This is a genomic window from Brachybacterium massiliense (assembly GCF_900184245.1).
Classification (GTDB): Bacteria; Actinomycetota; Actinomycetes; order Actinomycetales; family Dermabacteraceae; genus Brachybacterium; species Brachybacterium massiliense.
Window position 1 is genome coordinate 176,896 of sequence record NZ_FXXB01000007.1, and the last position, 16,455, is coordinate 193,350.

The 16,455-nt window shown below is 71.4% G+C and carries 19 protein-coding genes; 15 read left to right on the forward strand and 4 right to left on the reverse strand.

Annotated features, from left to right (window positions below; genetic code table 11):
• Positions 1–30: 30 nt before the first annotated feature.
• From BN4251_RS07475 to BN4251_RS07510, 8 genes are all read left to right on the forward strand, one after another.
• Positions 31–777 (forward strand): HAD family hydrolase, encoded by a 747-nt coding sequence (locus tag BN4251_RS07475; RefSeq protein ID WP_087484497.1) that lies wholly within the window; start codon positions 31–33, stop codon positions 775–777.
• Complete coding sequence (locus BN4251_RS07480) at positions 774–3,320, forward strand: glycoside hydrolase family 65 protein (protein WP_087484498.1); 2,547 nt, start codon at positions 774–776, stop codon at positions 3,318–3,320. Before BN4251_RS07475 ends, BN4251_RS07480 begins: the two co-directional genes overlap by 4 nt.
• A 99-nt stretch (positions 3,321–3,419) precedes the next feature.
• Positions 3,420–4,592, forward strand: a complete 1,173-nt coding sequence (locus BN4251_RS07485; protein ID WP_245810246.1) for a YihY/virulence factor BrkB family protein — start codon at positions 3,420–3,422, stop codon at positions 4,590–4,592.
• On the forward strand, positions 4,589–5,155 hold the full coding sequence (gene def, locus BN4251_RS07490; RefSeq protein WP_087484500.1) for a peptide deformylase: 567 nt from the start codon (positions 4,589–4,591) through the stop codon (positions 5,153–5,155). The genes BN4251_RS07485 and def overlap by 4 nt, the downstream gene beginning before the upstream one ends.
• Before the next feature lie 110 nt (positions 5,156–5,265).
• Positions 5,266–5,691 carry a QcrA and Rieske domain-containing protein gene (locus BN4251_RS07495; protein WP_087484501.1) on the forward strand — a complete coding sequence of 142 codons (426 nt, stop codon included), beginning with the start codon at positions 5,266–5,268 and terminating at the stop codon, positions 5,689–5,691.
• The gene (gene trmB, locus BN4251_RS07500; protein WP_087484502.1) at positions 5,681–6,529 is read left to right on the forward strand and encodes a tRNA (guanosine(46)-N7)-methyltransferase TrmB; all 849 of its coding nucleotides are present in this window, start codon (positions 5,681–5,683) and stop codon (positions 6,527–6,529) included. Before BN4251_RS07495 ends, trmB begins: the two co-directional genes overlap by 11 nt.
• Positions 6,530–6,563: 34 nt before the next feature.
• A complete protein-coding gene (locus BN4251_RS07505; RefSeq protein WP_087484503.1) occupies positions 6,564–7,616 on the forward strand; it encodes an LCP family protein in 1,053 nt (350 codons plus the stop codon).
• A 63-nt stretch (positions 7,617–7,679) separates the two neighbouring features.
• Positions 7,680–8,045 (forward strand): DUF4235 domain-containing protein, encoded by a 366-nt coding sequence (locus tag BN4251_RS07510; protein ID WP_087484504.1) that lies wholly within the window; start codon positions 7,680–7,682, stop codon positions 8,043–8,045.
• Between the two features lie 75 nt (positions 8,046–8,120).
• On the opposite strand, the gene phoU is transcribed toward BN4251_RS07510, so the two are convergent.
• Entirely contained in the window at positions 8,121–8,801 is a 681-nt protein-coding gene (gene phoU / locus BN4251_RS07515; RefSeq protein WP_087484505.1) for a phosphate signaling complex protein PhoU, read from the reverse strand.
• A 184-nt stretch (positions 8,802–8,985) separates the two neighbouring features.
• Here phoU and BN4251_RS07520 point away from each other — a divergent pair, with 184 nt between their 5' ends.
• Positions 8,986–10,230, forward strand: coding sequence for a sensor histidine kinase (locus BN4251_RS07520; RefSeq protein WP_087484506.1), 1,245 nt, complete (start codon positions 8,986–8,988; stop codon positions 10,228–10,230).
• 1 nt (position 10,231) lies between these two features.
• Complete coding sequence (locus BN4251_RS07525; RefSeq protein WP_087484507.1) at positions 10,232–10,924, forward strand: response regulator transcription factor; 693 nt, start codon at positions 10,232–10,234, stop codon at positions 10,922–10,924.
• A gap of 81 nt (positions 10,925–11,005) precedes the next feature.
• Here the strand turns inward: BN4251_RS07525 and BN4251_RS07530 are convergent, their stop codons facing one another.
• Positions 11,006–11,503 carry a hypothetical protein gene (locus BN4251_RS07530; protein ID WP_087484508.1) on the reverse strand — a complete coding sequence of 166 codons (498 nt, stop codon included), beginning with the start codon at positions 11,501–11,503 and terminating at the stop codon, positions 11,006–11,008.
• A gap of 281 nt (positions 11,504–11,784) precedes the next feature.
• Here BN4251_RS07530 and BN4251_RS07535 point away from each other — a divergent pair, with 281 nt between their 5' ends.
• On the forward strand, positions 11,785–12,267 hold the full coding sequence (locus tag BN4251_RS07535; RefSeq protein WP_087484509.1) for a CarD family transcriptional regulator: 483 nt from the start codon (positions 11,785–11,787) through the stop codon (positions 12,265–12,267).
• Positions 12,268–12,281: 14 nt separating this feature from the next.
• A complete protein-coding gene (locus tag BN4251_RS07540; protein WP_087484510.1) occupies positions 12,282–13,022 on the forward strand; it encodes an IspD/TarI family cytidylyltransferase in 741 nt (246 codons plus the stop codon).
• A gap of 12 nt (positions 13,023–13,034) precedes the next feature.
• On the opposite strand, the gene BN4251_RS07545 is transcribed toward BN4251_RS07540, so the two are convergent.
• Positions 13,035–13,346 carry a hypothetical protein gene (locus BN4251_RS07545; protein ID WP_087484511.1) on the reverse strand — a complete coding sequence of 104 codons (312 nt, stop codon included), beginning with the start codon at positions 13,344–13,346 and terminating at the stop codon, positions 13,035–13,037.
• Positions 13,347–13,356: 10 nt separating this feature from the next.
• On the reverse strand, positions 13,357–14,118 hold the full coding sequence (locus tag BN4251_RS07550) for an IspD/TarI family cytidylyltransferase (RefSeq protein ID WP_087484948.1): 762 nt from the start codon (positions 14,116–14,118) through the stop codon (positions 13,357–13,359).
• 140 nt (positions 14,119–14,258) lie between these two features.
• On the opposite strand from BN4251_RS07550, the gene BN4251_RS07555 reads away from it, so the two are divergent.
• From BN4251_RS07555 to ilvA, 3 genes are read left to right on the forward strand one after another with little or no spacing between them, the layout of a single operon-like run.
• A complete protein-coding gene (locus BN4251_RS07555; protein WP_087484512.1) occupies positions 14,259–14,567 on the forward strand; it encodes a PTS sugar transporter subunit IIB in 309 nt (102 codons plus the stop codon).
• Positions 14,564–15,088: a 2-C-methyl-D-erythritol 2,4-cyclodiphosphate synthase gene (ispF, locus tag BN4251_RS07560; protein ID WP_087484513.1), complete on the forward strand. Its 525-nt coding sequence runs from the start codon at positions 14,564–14,566 to the stop codon at positions 15,086–15,088. Before BN4251_RS07555 ends, ispF begins: the two co-directional genes overlap by 4 nt.
• Entirely contained in the window at positions 15,085–16,404 is a 1,320-nt protein-coding gene (gene ilvA, locus BN4251_RS07565; protein ID WP_170931879.1) for a threonine ammonia-lyase IlvA, read from the forward strand. The genes ispF and ilvA overlap by 4 nt, the downstream gene beginning before the upstream one ends.
• Positions 16,405–16,455: the final 51 nt, after the last annotated feature.

The following is a 16,455-nucleotide window of genomic DNA, read 5'->3' on the forward strand; positions in this document are numbered from 1 at the left end:
CCGCTCCGTCCGTCGAGCACTGCCCGTAGCATGGCCGACGTGAACGCTGCGAGCACTTTCCGACCGGCCGATTTCACGGCACATCTCTTCGATCTCGACGGGGTCATCACCCCCACTGCCGAGGTGCACATGCGCGCCTGGGCAGAGATGTTCAGTCAGTTCCTCACCTCCCGCGACATCACCGAGCCGTACACCGATGCGGACTACTTCGCCCACGTCGACGGGCGCCCCCGCTACGACGGAGTGCGCGCCTTCCTCGCTTCGCGCGGCATCACCCTGGCCGAGGGCGAGGACTCGGACCCCGGGCAGCAGCCTCCCGGCGCCGAGACCGTGCGCGGGCTCGGCAACCGCAAGAACGACCTGGTGCTCTCCCTGCTGCGCTCCGAGGGCGTGGCCCCCTACCCCGGCACGGTGGCCTATCTCGATGCGCTCCCGCCGGGGGCGCGCCTGGCGATCGTCTCCTCCTCCCGCAACGCCGAGGAGGTGCTGCGCGGGGCCGGCCTGTTCGAGCGCTTCGAGCATATCGTCGACGGGAACGTCGCGGCCCGTGAGGGCCTGCCCGGCAAGCCCGCCCCCGACACCTATCTCCACGGCGCCCGCCTGCTCGGCGTGGACCCCGCGCGGACGGTGGTCTACGAGGACGCCGTCTCCGGTGTGCGCTCCGGCGCCGCCGGGAGCTTCGGAGCCGTGATCGGGGTGGACCGCGGCGCAGGAGCCGCCGAGCTGGCGGCCGCCGGCGCCACCCATGTCGTCGCCGACCTCGAGGAGATCTCATGACCCGCCTGCGCTCGGTCCCCGCCGATCCCGTCGACCGCTCCCACCTGCCGCTGGACGAGTGGCGCCTGGTCGAGACCCGCCCGCACCCGGACCTCGGCCTGACCGAGACGCTGTTCGCGACGTCCAACGGCTACCTCGGGATGCGCGCGACCCCCGAGGAGGGCCGGGACGCGGCCTCGCACGGCACCTTCCTCAACGGCTTCCACGAAACCTGGCAGATCAACCACGCCGAATCCGCCTTCGGCTTCGCACGCACCGGCCAGACCATGATCTCGGTGCCCGACTCCTCCGTGCTCAAGCTCTACGTGGACGATGAGCCGCTGCTGCTGTCCATCGCCGATCTCGAGGAGTACGAGCGCTGGATCGACTTCCGCGAGGGGGTGCTGCGCCGTGAGCTGATCTGGCGCACACCGGCCGGCAAGCGCGTGAAGGTCACCAGCTCGCGCATGGTCTCCTTCCCGCAGCGCCACCTCGCGCTGATGACGCTGAGCGTCGAGATGCTCGACGGCTCCGCTCCGATCGCCGTCTCCTCGCAGATCATCAACCGCGAGGACTTCCGCGATGACTACGGCAAGGGCGTCTCCGGCGGGCCCGTCACCGACAAGGACGATCCGCGCCGCACCACCGACTTCACCCATCGCGTGCTCGAGCCGCTGCAGGACTGGCACAGCGAGCGCCGCATGCTGCTGGGCTACCGGGTCGCCAACTCGGGGATGACCCTGGCCGTGGGCGCGGACCATTCGGTGGAGTCCGAGGCCGAGGTGGAGCAGCTGGTGGACACCAGCGAGGACCAGGGCCGCCAGGTGGTGCGCGCCCACCTCGAGCAGGGCCAGTCGCTGACGGTGCGCAAGGCCGTCTCCTACCACTCCTCGCGCTCGGTCCCCCATCGTGAGCTGTTCGATCGCTGCCGTCGCACCCTGGACCGGGTGCGCGACGGCGGCTTCGAGGCGCAGTACGACGCGCAGCGCGAGTACCTCGAGGACTTCTGGGCCAGCTCGGACGTCCAGCTGCCGGGGCAGCCCGCCGCGCAGCAGGCCACCCGCTGGTGCCTGTTCCAGCTCGCGCAGGCCGCGGCCCGCTCCGATCAGTGGGGCATCCCCGCCAAGGGCGTCACCGGCTCCGGGTACGAGGGGCACTACTTCTGGGACAGCGAGATCTACGTGGTCCCGTTCCTGACCTTCACCCAGCCGCGCTGGGCACGCAACGCGCTGCGCTTCCGCACCGCGATGCTGCCCAAGGCGAGGGAGCGGGCGCGCGAGCTGAACCAGCGCGGAGCCCTGTTCCCCTGGCGCACCATCAACGGCGACGAGGCCTCGGCCTACTACGCCGCCGGCACCGCGCAGTACCACATCGATGCCGACGTCGCCTATGCCTTCGCCCAGTACGTCGACGTCACCGGTGATCTCGACTTCCAGCACCGGGACGGGGTCCAGGTGCTCGTGGAGACCGCCCGGTTGTGGGCCGATCTGGGGTTCTGGCGGATGACCGCCGATGGCAGCGCGAGCTTCCACATCAACGGCGTGACCGGGCCCGACGAGTACACCACCGTGGTCAACAACAACATGTTCACCAACGTGATGGCCCGCTACAACCTGCGCCGTGCCGCGCAGGCGGTGCGCGAGCTGCGCGAGGCGGACGAGACCGCGTACCAGGCGATGCTCACCGAGCTCGACCTCGACGAGCTCGAGCTCGAGCAGTGGGAGGCCTGCGCGGACGGCATGCAGGTCGCGAAGGACGAGTCGCTGGGGATCCATCTCCAGGAGGACCGCTTCCTCGAGCGCGAGGTCTGGGACCTCTCGAGCACCCCGCCCGAGGCCTTCCCGCTGCTGCTGAACTTCCACCCGCTGGTGATCTACCGCTTCCAGGTGCTCAAGCAGGCGGACGTTGTGCTCGCGCTGTTCCTGCGCGGCAGCGAGTTCACCGCCGAGGAGAAGCGGGCCGACTTCGAGTACTACGACCCGATCACCACCGGGGACTCCTCCCTCTCGGCCGTGGTGCAGTCGATCATGGCCGCGGAGGTCGGCCACCAGAAGGCGGCGCTGGACTACTTCCGCGCCGGGCTGTTCGTGGATCTGGGCAACCTCCACCACAACACCGCCGACGGCGTGCACATCGCCTCCGCGGGCGGGGTGTGGAACGCGCTGGTGCACGGCTTCGGCGGCATGCGCCACGACGCCGGGCGGCTCTCCTTCGATCCGCGCCTGCCCGAGGACTGGCCCGAGCTGTCCTTCCCGCTGACCGTGCGCGGCTCCCGCTTCCGGGTGCGCCTGGTGCGCGAGGAGATCTCCTTCACCCTGGAGACGGGCGAGGAGGTCGAGATCACGGTGCGCGGCCAGAAGGTCACCGTGGGGCGCGAGGGCGTGACGGTGCCGCTCGCCGATCAGGGACCGCTGCTGGACGATTCCGTGCTGGCCAGGCCCGTCGGTCTCGGGGATGCGCGGGCCGACGGCTCGATCATGACCGCGCAGGCGCCGCGGGATCCCGACGATCCGTGGGAGTTCCCTGTCGCGAGCGATCCGGACGACATCATCGAGGAGAGCTGAGGGGCGCGGCGCCGTGCGGGACCCGGGGCCGCCTGGTGGAATAGGCTCCACCCGCGCCCGCCCCGGGCGCCCCGCCCCTGAGACCGGAGCCGCTGCAAGGTGACCGCACCACGCCCTCGTCGGACGAAGCCGGTGGTCGAGCTGACCCGACCCCGGCTGAGCGTCCTGCATGTCCTGAACCGGGTGCGGATGCGGATGCTGGACATCCAGGTCTGGGATGTGGCGGGAACGATGACCTTCTACCTGCTGCTGTCGCTGTTCCCCGGCGCGGTCGCCGTGGTCTCGCTGATGTCGCTGGTGGGGATCGAGGCGGAGACCCTCACCGCCCTGTCCGGGCTGATCACCGAGATCTTCCCGACGCTCGATCCGCGCCCCTACCTCGGCGCGATCCAGGCGGTCTCCTCGACCAGCGGCGGCCTGCTGGGGCTGCTGCTGGGCACGGCGGGCTCGCTGCTGTCCGCCTCGAACGGGGTGGCGGCCTTCCACCGGGCGCTGCACCGCGTCTACGACACGCGGGAGGGTCGACCCTTCCTGTGGTTCCGCACCATCGTGTTCGGCGAGACGGTGCTGATCACCTCGGTGGTGCTGCTGGCGATCGGGATGATCATCATCGGCGGCGAGGCCTCCCAGCGGGTGGGCGAGCTGGTGGGCATCCCCCGCATCGCCTTCGCCGCCTGGAACTTCGTGAAGTGGCCGATCCTGCTGGTCATCCTGATCATCGGGGTGTCCCTGGCCTACTACCTGTTCCCGAACGTGCGCCTGCCGCGCTACCGGCTGATGACTCTCGGCTCGACCCTCAGCGTGCTGGTGCTGTTCGGTACCGCGCTGCTGGCGGGGCGGCTGATGGCCTACGCCACCCGCTTCGCGGAGATCCTCACCGCCCTCAACGGCCTGATCGCGATCCTGCTGCTGATGTGGATCGCGAACATCGTGGTGGTCTCCGGCGCGGCGCTGGACGCCGAGTTCCTGCGCGCCCGCCAGATCGCGAGCGGCCTGGACGCCTGGCACCACATCGAGCTCGCGCCCCATGCCACCCATACCCTGGACTTCCTGGCCGCCGACGCGACCGAGGCCGAGAAGGTGGGTCGTCTGGTCGCCGAGGCCGCCCGCAGCGGGGAGCCTCTGCACCAGCCGCGCAGCCCGTGGATCGTCGACGCCCGCAATCCGCTGGCCGTGAACCCGCCCTCGTTCGACCGCCTCGTCAGCACCCCGACCCCGCCCTCCGAGGGCGAGCCCGCCGATCCACCGAGCACAGGAGACAGCTCCGCATGACCGTCCGTCCGATCACCATCGTGGGCCACCGCGCCCTCTCGCAGCGCACCCGGCGGGTCCGGGAGGTGACCGAGGAGCTGCGCACCCTGGTGGCCGACATGTTCGAGACCAACGATGCGGCCGACGGCGCCGGTCTCGCCGCCCCGCAGGTGGGCTCGCGCTGGCGGCTGTTCATCTACTCCTGCCCGGACGCCGAGGGCGTCCTGCGGCGCGGCGTGGTGATCAACCCCGTGCTCGAGCGCTTCGGAGGGATCGAGCTGGACGAGGAGACCATCGAGGGCTGCCTCTCCGTGCCCGGTGAGGGCTACCCCACCGCCCGCCATCGGGGCGCTCGCGTCACCGGCACCGACCTGGACGGCCACGAGGTGGTGGTCGAGGACGAGGGCGGGGTGCTCGCCCGCGCCCTGCAGCACGAGGTCGACCACCTCGACGGCTCCCTCTACCTCGATCGGCTCACCCCGGCCCGTCGCCGTGAGGCGCTGGACGCGGTGCGCGAGCGCGGCTGGCGCGCGGGAGGGATCCTCACCTGGGATCCGCGCGAGCTCGACGCGGCCGACGTCTGAGCGACCCAGCGCGCTGCGGGCGGCATGCGCACCGTCGGCGCGCCGTCGCAGCGGTCACACCCGCTGCGCCGAGCTCGGTCCGCCCAGGAACGGATCGCTATCCTGGAGCCATGGAACCCCCGTGCCTCTCCCGTCGTCGTGCCCTGCTCCTGCCTGCCGCCGCGGCCGGCGCCGGAGGACTTGCGGCCTGCGCGCCCGAGGACGAGGGCTTCGGCACCGCCGCGCCGGTGCGCGCGGAGGACGGCGGGATCTCGCTCGAGGATGTGCCCGAGAACGCCAGCACCCTGGTGAACTTCGGCGGTCAGCAGCCGTTCGTGCTGCTGGTGCGCGGCGAGGGCGAGGACCTCACCGGCTACTCCGGCTACTGCACCCACAACGGCTGCGCGCTGCGCCAGGAGGAGACCGAGCTGGACTGCCCCTGCCACGGCTCGCGCTTCGACGCCGCCACCGGCGAGGTCCTGGTGGGACCGGCCACCACGCATCTGCCGGAGGTCCCCGTGGTGATCGCCGACGGCATGGTCCGCCGTGAGGGATGAGCCCTCGGTGCCCGAGCAGGAGAGGGCCCACCGTGACGTGGTGTCCTTCGTGCGGCGCGGGGAGCGCCTGACCCAGGGCCGCCAGAACGCCTGGGACCGCCTCTCCTCCTTCTACGTGATCGATCCGCCGCGCGGCGAGCGGGACACCCTGCCGGCCGAGGGCGTGCGCCTGGACCCGGCCGAGGAGTTCGGTCGCCGGGCGCCGCTCGTGGTCGAGGTGGGCAGCGGCACCGGGGACAACATCGTCGCCGCCGCGCTCGCCCATCCCGAGCGCGATCATCTGGGGGTCGAGGTGTACCTGCCCGGGCTCGCGCAGACCCTCAGCCGCGCCGAGCGCTCCGGCAGTCCGCAGAACCTGCGCATGATGCCCCTGGACGCCCAGCGCGCCCTGCCCGCGATGCTGCCCGAGGGGTCGATCGACGAGCTGTGGGTCTACTTCGCCGATCCGTGGCCGAAGCAGCGCCACCACAAGCGCCGCCTGATCAATCCGCCGTTCCTGGACGCGGTGCTGCCGCTGCTGGCCGAGGGCGCCGCGTTCCGCCTGGCCACCGACTGGGCGCAGTACGCGCACCACATGCGCCAGCAGCTCGACCAGCGTCCCGAGCTGGCCCTGATGCACCCCGACGGCCCGGCCCCCGAGGGCACCTCCTCGGACCCGATCCCGCCCAACATGCCGAGCACCGGCTGGGCCCCGCGATTCGAGGGTCGTGTGAAGACCGGGTTCGAGAGCAAGGGACGCGCCGCCGGGCGCTTAATATGGGATCTCGCGTACACCCGGGTGCCCAGGCCCCCGGCACCGGACCGCGCCTCGAGCCCCGAGGCGCAGCAGGAAGCGTGACCGCCGCGGCGGCACCGCCTGGAAGGGGACCTGAATGACACACCGCTCCGACGTCGATCTGCCCGGCGACTGGGAGGGCGAGGACGACCACCGCCGCGATGACCGTCGCCGGGGCCGTCGCGCAGCGCTGATCGCCCTCGGGATGGTCGCCGTTCTGGTGCTCGGGGTGGGCCTGGTGGTGGGCAACTACCTCAACGGCCTGCGCAACTCCTACGAGAAGCGCACCGTCGTGCAGATCACCCGCGGCGCCTCCGACGGCGAGCGTCCCGAGGCTGTCGAGGGCACGGGACGGAACTTCCTGCTGCTGGGCTCGGACAGGCGCTCCCCCGAGGACGCCGCCTCCGAGGGCGTCAGCGGCCAGCGCTCGGACGTGATGATGCTGGTGCACGTCTCGGATGACGACGAGAGCGTGTACATCACCTCCTTCCCGCGCGACCTCTATGTAGACATCCCCGGGTACGGCAAGGACCGCATCAACGCCGCGCTCGCCTTCGGCGGCGTGGGGCTCGCGGTGACCACCGTGGAGAACTACGTGGGCGTCCCGATCGACCATGTGGCCCTGATCGACTTCGACGGCATCGAGGGCCTGGTCGACACGCTCGGCGGCGTCGACGTGCAGGTCCCCCTCTCCTTCAGCGCGGGCGGGCACCAGTTCACCGAGGGCGTGCAGACCATGAACGGCGAGGAGGCGCTGACCTTCGTGCGCCAGCGCAAGCAGTTCGCCGACGGCGACTTCCAGCGCAACCGCAATCAGCAGGCCGTGCTCAAGGGCATCGCCGACAAGCTCATCAGCAGCGAGACCCTGAGCGACCCGCGCAAGCTGGCCGACACCATCGACTCGATCTCCCCGTTCCTGACCACCGACGACGGGCTGAGCGCGAGCGCGATGATCGAGCTGGGGCTGTCCATGCGCTCGGTGCGCGGCGGGGACCTGCACTTCCTCTCGGTCCCCCATGCCGGCCCCACCACGACCAGCGGCGGCGCGAGCGTCGTCGCCACCGACGAGGACGCCATGGACGTCCTGCGCGAGGCACTGCGCACGGACGACATGGGGACCTACTACGCTCAGCATGCAGGCACCTACTGAGCCGCTCAGGGAAGACGCCCGCACGAGCAGCACCGACAGTCCGCCCGACGTCTGGAGGAAACCGTGGCCAATCCGATCGTGAGCATCGTCGTCCCCGTGGCAGGCATCGTCGCCGGCCTCATCGGCAATAAGGCGGCCGCGGCCGGCTGGGGCGCGGTGTTCGGGGAGGACGCCCCCACCGTGAAGTCGCAGAAGGCCGCCAAAAAGGAGGTCGCCCAGAAGCGCAAGCAGGCCAAGAAGGACGGCCTGTCCAAGGCGGAGATCGCGGCGATCAAGGATCCCGAGGACGATCAGCCGATCTGGAAGCTGCTGCTGTGGGCGACCGTCTCGGGCGTGCTCCTGCAGGGCCTGCGCGTGGCCGCCAAGCGCGGTGCGCAGAAGGGCGCCGAGCGCCTGACCACCCGTCGGCCGCGCACCAACCGCGGCTGAGCCGCCTCCGGCCCGCAGCACGCGCAAGGGCGCCCCGCAGCGATCGCGGGGCGCCCTTGCTCGTGCGTGCCGGGCTCAGAACTCCTGGACGTCGACGCCCTCGCTGAGGGTGTCCATCGCATCGCCGGTGACCAGGAAGCCGACGCGGCGCACGAGCGAGACGGCGTGGTCGCCGATCCTCTCGTAGAAGCGGATCAGCAGGGTCAGGTCGATGACCTCGGCGTTGGTGTAGACGTCCTCACCACTGCCGGAGACCTGACGGGAGATCTCGAGCATCAGATCATCGAGCTCGTCATCGCGCTTCTCGACCTGGGCCGCGAGGGCGAGGTCGCGGCTGGCGATGACCTCGGCGGCCCCCTTGAGCGCGGTGACGCCGAGATCCGACATGCGGCGGATCTGCTCGCGGTGCTGCTCGGGCACGGCCGCGTCGGGGTGCGCCCGGCGAGCGGTCAGCGCGACGTGAGCGGCGAGGTCGCCCATGCGCTCGAGCGAGGAGCTCATGCGCAGGCTCGCGACCAGCAGTCGCAGATCGGTGGCCACCGGGGACTGGCGCGCCAGCAGCTCGACCGCCTTGGCGTCGAGCTCGACCTGACGGGCATCGATGTGGGGGTCGCCGGTGACGACCCGCTCCGCCAGGGCGAGATCGCCCTCGAGCAGGGCGGTGGTCGCGTCCTCGAGGGCCGTCCCGACCAGATCGGCCATGTCGATCAGGTCGTCGACGATATGCCGCAGGTCGCTCTGGTACGCCTCGCGCATGTCTACTACTCCTCTGTCTGAAGGGAAACTCCCCACCATTGTCGCAAGAAGAAGTGAACTGGGCCCTCCCGTCGGTGATCCGCCGGTGAACAGCGAGCGTATCCCCCATGAACTCCTCGACTCCTCGCAGGCCGGGACGGCGCGGAGGGCCGGGCCGGAGCATCCGGGGGCCTAGGCTGTACGGGTGCCCCTGTCTGCGCTTCTCGTGCTCGCCGGCGCGATCGGTCTGGTGATCGGCGTCGCCGCGACGCTGGCGCTCGCCCATTCGCCGCGGCGCAGCACCAGGACCGCACTGGCCGGGCCGCCCGACCAGGTGGTCCCGGAGCCCGCGGCGGAGGTGCTCGCGATCCTCTCCTCCGCCTATGTGGTGCTCGATGCCAGCGGGGACGTGCTGCGCGCCTCTCCCCTGGCCTACTCCTACGGCATCGTGCGCGCGTCCGAGGGGGACTACCCGCGCCTGGCCAGCAACGAGCTGATGGCGCTGGTCGCCGATGTGGGCCGCAACGGCGGTTTCCGCGACGAGCGGCTGAGCCTGCGCCGCGGCGCGCAGGGGGATGCCGATGCCGTGATCGACGTGCGCATCGGCGCTCTCGGCGATCGCGGGACGCTCCTGCTGGCCGATGACCTGACCCGCGCGGTGCGCGTGGAGGAGACCCGGCGGGACTTCGTGGCGAACGTGTCCCATGAGCTGAAGACCCCCGTCGGCGCGATCACCCTGCTGGCCGAGACCATGGAGGACGCCGCCGAGGACCCGGATGCGGTGCGCCGCTTCGCCGAGCGCATGCAGACGGAGTCCCGCCGCCTCTCGCACCTGGTCAAGGAGATCATCGAGCTCTCCCGCGTGCAGGGAGGCTCCGCGCTGCCGGACGCCGAGCCCGTCGAGATCGACGAGGTCGTCGAGGAGGCGGTGGGGCTCAACCGGAACTTCGCCCTGGGCTCGTCGATCGATGTCAGCGTGGGCGGCGCCGCCGGGCTGCGGGTGTTCGGCTCTGCCTCGATGCTGACCACCGCGCTGTCGAACCTGATCTCGAACGCGATCACCTACTCGGACTCGAAGACCCGGGTGGGGATCTCGGTGCGCCGCGACGACGGCATGGTCGAGATCTCCGTCAAGGATCAGGGCATCGGCATCTCGCGGGAGAACCTCGAGCGGGTCTTCGAGCGCTTCTTCCGCGTGGATCGTGCCCGATCGCGCTCCACCGGCGGCTCCGGGCTGGGCCTGGCGATCGTCAAGCACATCGCCAGCGACCACGGCGGCGAGGTCACCGCCTGGTCCATGCCCGGCCAGGGCTCGACGTTCACGCTCCGCCTGCCGGAGATGGGGAGCACCGAGACGATCACCGTCGGTGCCCGCTCGGCCGAGGAGGCCGGCGCCCCTCTTCACGCTCCCACCACCATCGCGACCGAGAACGGGTCGGGGAAGGACTGACATGACACGCATCCTGATCGTGGAGGACGAGGAGTCCTTCTCGGACCCCCTCTCCTACTCCCTGCGAAAGGAGGGCTACGAGGTCGCCGTCGCCGACAACGGGACCGAGGGCCTGCGGATCTTCACCGCCCACGGCGCCGATCTGGTGCTGCTGGACCTCATGCTGCCCGGGATGAGCGGCACCGAGGTGTGCCGCGAGATCCGCCGCACCTCGACGGTGCCGGTGATCATGCTGACCGCGAAGGACGACGAGTTCGACAAGGTGCTCGGGCTCGAGCTGGGCGCGGACGACTACGTCACCAAGCCCTACTCCTCCCGGGAGCTGCTCGCGCGCATCAAGGCGGTGCTGCGCCGACGCGGCCAGGACTCGGCCGATGCCGAGGAGGACACCACCCTCACCGCCGGCAGCATCATGATGGACGTCGAGCGGCATGTGGTGGAGGTCCACGGGCAGGAGGTCGCGCTCCCGCTGAAGGAGTTCGAGCTGCTCGAGATGCTGCTGCGCAACGTGGACCGGGTGCTCACCCGCGGCCAGCTCATCGACCGGGTGTGGGGCGCGAACTACGTGGGCGACACCAAGACCCTCGACGTGCACGTCAAGCGCCTGCGCGCGAAGATCGAGGACGACCCCCGCAACCCCGTGCACCTGGTGACCGTGCGCGGCCTGGGGTACAAGTTCGAATCCGGGAGCTGACCCTCCTGCAGCTCCCACGCGAAGCGCCCCGCAGCCGAGGCTGCGGGGCGCTTGTGCGAGAGCGGATGCGTGCGGCGGGGCTCAGCCCTCGGCCGGCTGGTCCAGCTCGTAGTGCGCGAGGCTGGTCTCGAGCGTCGGCATCGAGATCGTGGTGCTCTGCCCGCCCGCGGTGACCTCGAGGTCGAGGATCGAGCCGGGGACCACGTTGACCGCGCCCACCTGGACGAGCTGCTGGCCCTCGCCCGGGCCGAGCTGGACGGTGCTCTGCGCGGGGACCTGGACCTGGGTGGAGAGGATCGAGGAGCCCTCGGCGGTGCCCTCGAGCTCGACGGTGATCTCCTCGTTCGAATAGTTCACGACCGAGGCGGTGAAGACGGGGGTGCCGTCCTCCCCGAAGACCAGCACGGCGTTGCGCACACCGGCGTAGAGGGCGCCCTCCTGCTGGATGTTCGCGTTGGTGCCGTCACCCGCCTGGTAGAAGTCGTGGGTCTGCACCGGGCTGAAGTACGTGCAGCCGGAGGCCGCGAGCGCAAGGCCCAGGGCGGCGGCGGAGAGCACGAGACGGCGGGGACGGCGCACTGAGGACTCCTCTACGGTGCCGCGGAGCGGCGGGACGATCTGGGGACAGCCCTGACAGGTTACCCCACCGAGGCCCCCTCGACGGCACCGACGAGGCACGGCGTGACCAGGTCGTTGCGCAGCGCCTGGGCGGCGGGCCGGCGCGCGCACGGCGGGCGCGCCGGGGAGCCCTTCGAAGGGGGCGGTCCAGCGGCTCATACCGCAGGTCATCCGGCAGGTGGCCGGGCAGTTTATCACGGTGCGCCGATGCTAGACTGTCGCCCGGAAAGGGGACCCACCACATGAATTTTGCCGTCGGCGAGACCGTCGTCTACCCGCACCACGGTGCCGCGCTCATCGAAGAGGTCAAGACCCGCACCATCAAGGGCGAGGATCGCACCTACCTCAAGCTCAAGGTCGCCCAGGGTGATCTGACCATCGAGGTCCCCGCAGAGAACGTCGACCTCGTCGGCGTGCGCGACGTGGTCGACAAGGAGGGCCTCGAGGAGGTCTTCGAGGTGCTGCGCCAGCCGTACACGGAGGAGCCCACCAACTGGTCCCGCCGGTACAAGGCGAACGTGGAGAAGCTCGCCTCGGGCGACGTGAAGAAGGTGGCCGAGGTGGTGCGCGACCTGTGGCGCCGCGATCAGGACCGCGGGCTGTCCGCCGGGGAGAAGCGCATGCTCGCCAAGGCGCGCCAGATCCTGGTCTCCGAGCTCGCACTCGCGGAGAAGACCGACGAGGCCGACGCCGAGTCGATCCTCGACGAGGTCCTCGCCTCCTGAGCCCTGCCCCGCCCGTGTCACCCGTTCCTCCCCGCACCGCCGTGCGGCCCGTGGTCCTCGCCCTGGCGCCCACCGCGCCCGGCATCTCCCGGGACACCGCGACGCCCTGCCTCGAGCTGCTGGGCGGCTCCCGGCTGATCGACCGGTTGCTCGGCACGCTCGGCGACCTCGACCTGCCCGCACCGCTGGTGGTCACCCATCGTGAGGCCACGCCGCAGCTGCGCGGCGTGCTCGATCGCTCCCTGAGCGTGCTCTGCGTGGACGGCGGGCGCCGCGAGGCGCTCCGCACGGCTCTCGCGCACACTCGCGAGGAGCTGCTGCTGGTGCACGATGCCGAGCGCGCCCTCACCCCCTCCTCGGTGATCACCGAGACGCTCTCGGCCCTCGACGACGAGACGGATGCTGTGGTCCCGGTGATCGCGCTGACCGACTCGGTCAAGGAGGTCCGGCCGGAGGGGCTGCGCAACATCGACCGCTCCACCCTCGCCGGGATGCAGAGCCCCCGTCTGCTGCGCCGCGCGGTGCTCGAGCACGCCGTGGCACAGGGCTCCTCGGAGGCCGCGGGCGCCGCAGCCGGTCCGGAGCGCTTCGACGAGGTGCTCGCAGCGCTCGAGCAGGGCGGCCGGGTGCGCACCGTTCCCGGCTCCCACGCCGGCTTCGCGGTGCTGGATCGGCTCAGCCTGTGGCAGGCGCAGATCTCCCTGGGTTTCGCCCGCGACACCTCGCACCGGCACGGCATCTCCCGCCGCGCCTGAGCCGTGCGGCCCTCAGCGGTCGCGGCGGCTGCGCCAGACGGTGCGGAACTCCGCCGCCATCCGGCCCGGCTTGGACAGCGTGCGCACCGGCAGGCTGGTCGCGAGCTGCCCGGGGTCCCGTCGCAGCCTGCGCATGAGCCTGCGCGGCTTGCTCGAGATGCGCTGGCGGAGATCGGGGAGGTAGTCCTCGGAGACGTCCAGCCGGGTCACGGCGCCGCATCCGGTGCACTGGATCTGGCTCACGAAGCGGCCCGCGTAGACGACCACGTGCTCCGCGTCCTGATCGCAGGCGGTGCAGCGCAGGTAGCTCTCCTCGATGCTCATCGTGACCTCCTCAGCCTGTCCTCAAACCTAGCGCGCTGACCACGTCCTGGGCCAGCAGCAGGTCCTGGGCGTAGGTGATCTTGAAGTTGGTCTCCTCGCCGCGCACCCAGGTGACGGGGATGTCCGTGTACTCCTCGGCGCAGGAGGCGGTGTCCGTCCCCACGAACCCGTCGCGGGCGGCCGCCTCGTAGGCGTCGAGGATGGTCGCGGCATGGAACCCCTGCGGGGTCTGCACCCTCACCAGGGCATCGCGCCGCAGCTCGGGATCCGCGGCGAGGGTGCGTCCCGCACCGGCCGGGGCGATGTCCGAGGCGGGGATGCCGGGCACCGCTCCGCCGCTCTCCCGGGCGGCGTGCAGCACCGCCGAGGCCAGGCCGTGGGAGATCAGAGGGCGGGCCGCGTCATGGATCAGCACGGTGTCCACGGCGCCGCTGTCGATGCGGTCGGCGAGATGGCGCAGCGCCATCAGCTCGGACTCCTGGCGGGTCTCGCCGCCGGTGATGATCTCGAGCGGGCTGTCCGTCTCCCGGGTGTCCACGAAGCGGGCATGCTCGAGGTCCTCGGGCCGCACCACGAAGACGAGGTAGCCGATCCCCTCGACGGAGGCGAGGGTGTTCAGTCCCCAGGCGGCGATGCTGCGTCCCGCCAGGGACAGGAAGGCCTTGTTGATGCCTGCGCCCACCCGCGTGCCGGACCCGCCGGCGAGCACGACGCCGGCGGCACGGCCGCGCAGGCGGGGGCTGCGGGAACGGGAGCGGCGGGGCTGGGTCACCTTGGCATCGTAGACGGCCGTGGACCTCACGTGGATCGCCCAGCGAGGACGTGACAGAATCGATCCTCGCCGGTGCGCGGTGCGAGCTTCCCGCACGTCACCGGGAAGAGGCCTCTCACCCATCCAGCCCAGGAGTTCGAATGCTCACCATCGCCATCGTGTGCGGCGCAGGGATCGCCACCTCCGCACTGATCGCGGACCAGGTGCGTGACCACCTCGCCTCCCGCGGCCGCGAGGCGCAGGTCGTCCAGGCCACCGTCATGGATCTGCTCTCTCCCGACTTCCAGGCCGATCTTGTGGTCAGCACCGTGGACCTGCCCGATGCGCTCGGCATCCCGAGGGTCTCGGGGATGCCGCTGCTGCTGGGCACGAGCCCCCAGGTCACCTTCGACGACATCGACCGTCTGCTCGAGCGGATCGCCCCCGGGGACGGGGGCGCGCAGCGATGACCGCTCCCACCGGGCCCGTCGCCGCGCCGATGCCCCGGGTGGGGCTCGGGGTGGATGTGCACGCCTTCGCCCCCGAGGGCTCGGACCGCGCGCTGTGGGTGGCGGGGCTGCGCTGGGAGGGCGAGCGCGGGCTCGACGGGCACTCCGATGCCGATGTCGCGTGCCATGCCGCCTGCGACGCGCTCTTCTCCGCCGCCGGGATCGGTGATCTCGGCACCCACTTCGGGGTGGGTCGCCCCGAATGGGAGGGCGCCTCGGGCGCGAGGCTCCTGGGCGAGGCGGCCCGACGGGTCCGCGAGGCCGGCTTCGAGATCGGCAATATCGCCGTCCAAGTGATCGGCAACCGTCCCCGGCTGTCCTCGCGCCGTGGGGAGGCCTGCGCGGTGATGAGCGAGGCCGCCGGAGCACCCGTGAGCGTCTCGGGCAGCACCTCGGACGGACTGGGACTGACCGGCCGCGGCGAGGGGATCGCCGCGATGGCGACCGCGCTGGTGACGGCTGTGGGAGGAGGAGCATCGTGACGAGCACGCACCGCGAGAACCTGCCCGTGCACGCCCCGGAGGTCGAGGCGGCCGCGGAGCGCCTGGCCCCGGTGCTGCGGCGCACCCCGCTCGAGCACAGCGAGCGGCTGAGCGAGCTGGCCGGGGTGCCGGTCTGGCTCAAGCGCGAGGACCTGCAGTCCGTGCGCTCCTACAAGCTGCGCGGCGCCTATCTGTTCCTCGACTCCCTCGACGAGCGGGCGCGCGCCGCGGGAGTGGTCGCGGCGAGCGCCGGCAACCATGCCCAGGGCGTCGCCCAGGCGTGCCGGGCCCTGGGCATCCAGGGCCGGATCTATGTGCCCGGCACCACGCCGCGCCAGAAGCGTGAGCGGATCACCGCGATCGGCGGGGATCTCGTCGAGCTGGTGCTCGTGGGAGACACCTTCGACGATGCGGCCGAGGCCGCGGCCGACGACGCCGACCGCACCGGCGCCACCCAGGTGCCGCCCTTCGACCATCCGGTGATCATGGCCGCCCAGGGCACGGTCGCGCTCGAGGCCGCCGAGCAGCTGCGCACCGAGCATGGTCGCGAGCTCGGCACCATGGTGCTGCCCGTGGGCGGCGGCGGCCTGCTCGGCGGCTGCGGCGCCTGGCTGCGGGAGCGCAGCCCCGCCACGCGGATCGTCGGCGTCGAGCCGGCCGGCGCCGTCTCCATGGCGGCCGCCGTGCGGGCCGGCCGTCCCGTGACCCTGCACGAGATGGACCGCTTCGTGGACGGGGCCGCCGTGCGCCGGGTGGGCGCCGGACCGCTGCGCATGGTCCAGGCGATCACGCCGGAGCTGATCGCGGTGGACGAGGGCGCGGTGTGCACGCAGATGCTCGAGCTCTACCAGGTCGAGGGCATCATCGCCGAGCCCGCCGGGGCGCTCGCGGCGACAGCGGTGGCCACCGGCGCGATCGAGCACCTCGGCCGGGCGGGGCACGGGGCCGCGGATCCGCAGGAGGAGACCGGTGACGTGGTGGTGGTCGTCTCCGGCGGCAACAACGACGTCTCCCGGTACAACGAGATCGTCGAGCGCTCCCTCGTCCACGAGGGGCTCAAGCACTACTTCCTGGTGACCTTCCCGCAGGAGCCGGGGGCGCTGCGCCGCTTCCTGGACCGTGTGCTGGGCCCGGACGACGACATCGTGCTGTTCGACTACATCAAGCGCAACAACCGCGAGGAGGGGCCCGCCCTGGTGGGCCTCGAGATCGGCAGCCGAGAGGATCTCGAGCCGCTGATGGCGCGGATGGCGGCCTCGAACATGGAGATCGAGCGGGTGGATCCCGAGAACCCGATCTACCGCTATCTCACCTGAGCCCCGCCGGCACGACGCGGCCCGGCCCGATCATCGTGATCGGACCGGGCC